This is a genomic window from Kocuria sp. (assembly GCF_030536815.1).
Taxonomy (GTDB): domain Bacteria; phylum Actinomycetota; class Actinomycetes; order Actinomycetales; family Micrococcaceae; genus Kocuria; species Kocuria gwangalliensis.
In genome coordinates this window covers 2,010-4,424 of the sequence record NZ_JAUNPE010000131.1, presented here as the reverse complement: position 1 = coordinate 4,424, position 2,415 = coordinate 2,010, and the positions used below count along the sequence as shown (strand labels likewise).

Here is a 2,415-nt window from a genome sequence, read left to right as displayed (position 1 = left end):
ACGGCCACGGCCCAGCCTGCTGCCGGGGATGCCGAGCGTGAACCCGCCAAGGGTTCTTTGGGAGACCGTGCCCGCTCCGACAGGGGCTCGCACGTGTCGTTGGACGCGCTACGACGTCGTTATCGTCGCGTGCTCGTCGCCGCCGTGTCCACCGCTCTCGTACCGGGGGTGCTCGCGGGCGGGTGGGGCCTCGGGGTGCAGGCGGAGCAGCGACACCAGGAACAAATCGTGGCTCAGGAGCAGGACCGGGAGAACCGGCTGCTGGCAGCCTCGGACGTCACCACTCGAAGCATGGATGTAGGTGGCCAGGCAGGCACCCTGTTTGTGTCCCGGGAGCAAAACACTGCCATGTTCGTCTCCGACGACCTGCCCGACCCCGGGGAGAACAGCGAGTACCAATTGTGGTTGATGGACGGCGATACGCCGGTTCCCGACGCACACTTCTCCGGCGGTCAACTTCGCACCTGGCTGACCGGCGACGTGGCCGATGCGGACGCCGTGGCCATGACCATTGAACCCGCCGGCGGTTCCACCACTCCCACCCTGCCACTGGTGGCCAGCACCGAAATCTGACGCCGCGACCCATCCGGCGCGCCATGGACTCCGAACATGTGGTGAAACAACAGCAACCACCACCGCACCGCTCGGCGCCCCCGCCCTCCTGAAGGCAACGTCGAGTACGGCGCGGGAATCAGGGAGAGACACCATGGCATTCGATATCGATCGGTACACCCAAGCCGCCACACCGGTCACCTGGGAGGATCTGGACTACGAGGTCTTCCGCGATCACCCCCTGCCGCCCGACACCCTGCGCACCTTGCGTTACATGTGCGAGATCGAGTTCCACACCGTGTGCTACCTGCGCGACATGCTCGTGAGCCCCTCACGCAAGGATCCGGAGGTCGGCACGTTCATGACCACCTGGAACTGGGAAGAGATCTGGCACGGGGAAGCCCTGGCCCACGTACTGAGCCTGCACGGGATCACTGTGACCTATGACCAGCTCAAGGCCAAGCGGATGAAACTCGGGTGGCGGGATCGGCTCAGCCCGGTCAAGCAGTCACTGCTGTCCAACATTGTGGGCATTGATTTCGTGGCTGTGCACATGTTGTGGGGCTCCATCAACGAACGTTCCACCGCCGCGGCCTACAAGCGTTTGGCCGCGCTCGAGGACAGCCCCGTACTCGGCGAACTGTTGCGTCGGATCGCCTCCCAGGAGGCCAAGCACATCGCCTTCTACACCACCCAGGCCCGCGCCCGGTTGCAGGACAACCCACGCGCCCAGAAACTGGCCCGCCTCGCTCTGCGCACCGCATGGCAACCGGTCGGCTCCGGGGTCTCCCCCGAGGCCGAGGTCGACCATGTCCTAGGGCATCTGTTCTCCGGCCCCGAGGGCCGCAAGGAGATCCTCGCCATAGACCGTCATATCGCCAAATTGCCCGGCATGGCGGGGCTGAACCTGGTGGCCGAGGCCCTGGATTCCCGGGGAGTGCCCGCATGAGCGTTCCCGCCTTCGACGTATGCGCGTACATGCGCGACCCCTACGTCTTGTATCCCGCAGACCTGGACATGGGAACAATGAGCTCGTTGTCGGAACCGACGCTGGAGACGCTCAGCTACCTGTGGACGGTGGAGAGCAACGCGTTGGACCGGATGCGGGACCTGCTGGTCACACCCACACACGCCGAATCCAGGGTGACCGCCTTCCTTTCCACCTGGGCGCACGAACAACACTGGCTGGGGGCAACCCTGCAGGCACTCCTGAGCACCAACGTCCGACCTCTTCAGGAACCCGACGACACACAGCTGGGACGGATCCGGCGGGCCTGGGACGACCGGTACCGGCCCACCGTGGCCGCTATCGGCACCAACCTCCTGAACGCGGACATCACCGGGGCGCACATGGTCACCGGGTGGTTGGACACCGCCGTGGTGGCAACGGTCTACCGGCGGCTGGGCCGCATGGAGCCCGCTCTGGAAGATCTCATGTGCACGGTCGGCCGTTTGAAGGACCGGCACATGGCTTTCTACGCTCCGGAGGCCCACAACCGCCTGGCCGACGCCGCCTCGGCGCGCCGCATCGCCCGCGTTGCGGTGCGCCGATGGCGTTTCCCCGGCACCCGCTACGCCGGCCCGGCACCGGCCCGTGCCGCAGTTGCCGGTTTCTTTGCCGACCCCGGTCCCCGCGGTGCCGTGGCGGAGCTCGACCGCACCGTGGCCATGTTTCCCGGCCTGACCGGCGCCCGCCCGGTGCGAACGGCACTCGGGCATCTGGCCCCCGACGCCAACTGATGCCGCCTTACTGCACGGTAGGCCGCCCTACCCTGCAGTAAGGCCTCACCAGATGGCTCACCCGGACGACCAGTGCGGTTGGGCCGCGCAAAGGTGGTTCTCCGTGGGATGCCGTCACTCTTG

General features: G+C 66.6%; 3 protein-coding genes. All 3 read left to right on the top strand.

Annotated features, from left to right (window positions below):
• On the top strand, positions 1 to 573 hold a 573-nt coding region (locus Q4E95_RS10475; protein ID WP_303383254.1), incomplete at its 5' end, for an anti-sigma factor.
• 133 nt (positions 574 to 706) lie between these two features.
• Complete coding sequence (locus Q4E95_RS10470; protein WP_303383253.1) at positions 707 to 1,501, top strand: acyl-ACP desaturase; 795 nt, start codon at positions 707 to 709, stop codon at positions 1,499 to 1,501.
• Complete coding sequence (locus Q4E95_RS10465) at positions 1,498 to 2,292, top strand: hypothetical protein (protein ID WP_303383252.1); 795 nt, start codon at positions 1,498 to 1,500, stop codon at positions 2,290 to 2,292. The genes Q4E95_RS10470 and Q4E95_RS10465 overlap by 4 nt, the downstream gene beginning before the upstream one ends.
• Positions 2,293 to 2,415: the final 123 nt, after the last annotated feature.

Excerpts from the sequence above, each read along its gene's own strand:
- Q4E95_RS10470 (WP_303383253.1), top strand. The coding sequence starts at position 707 with ATGGCATTCGATATCGATCGGTACACCCAAGCCGCCACACCGGTCACC.
- Q4E95_RS10465 (WP_303383252.1), top strand. The coding sequence starts at position 1,498 with ATGAGCGTTCCCGCCTTCGACGTATGCGCGTACATGCGCGACCCCTAC.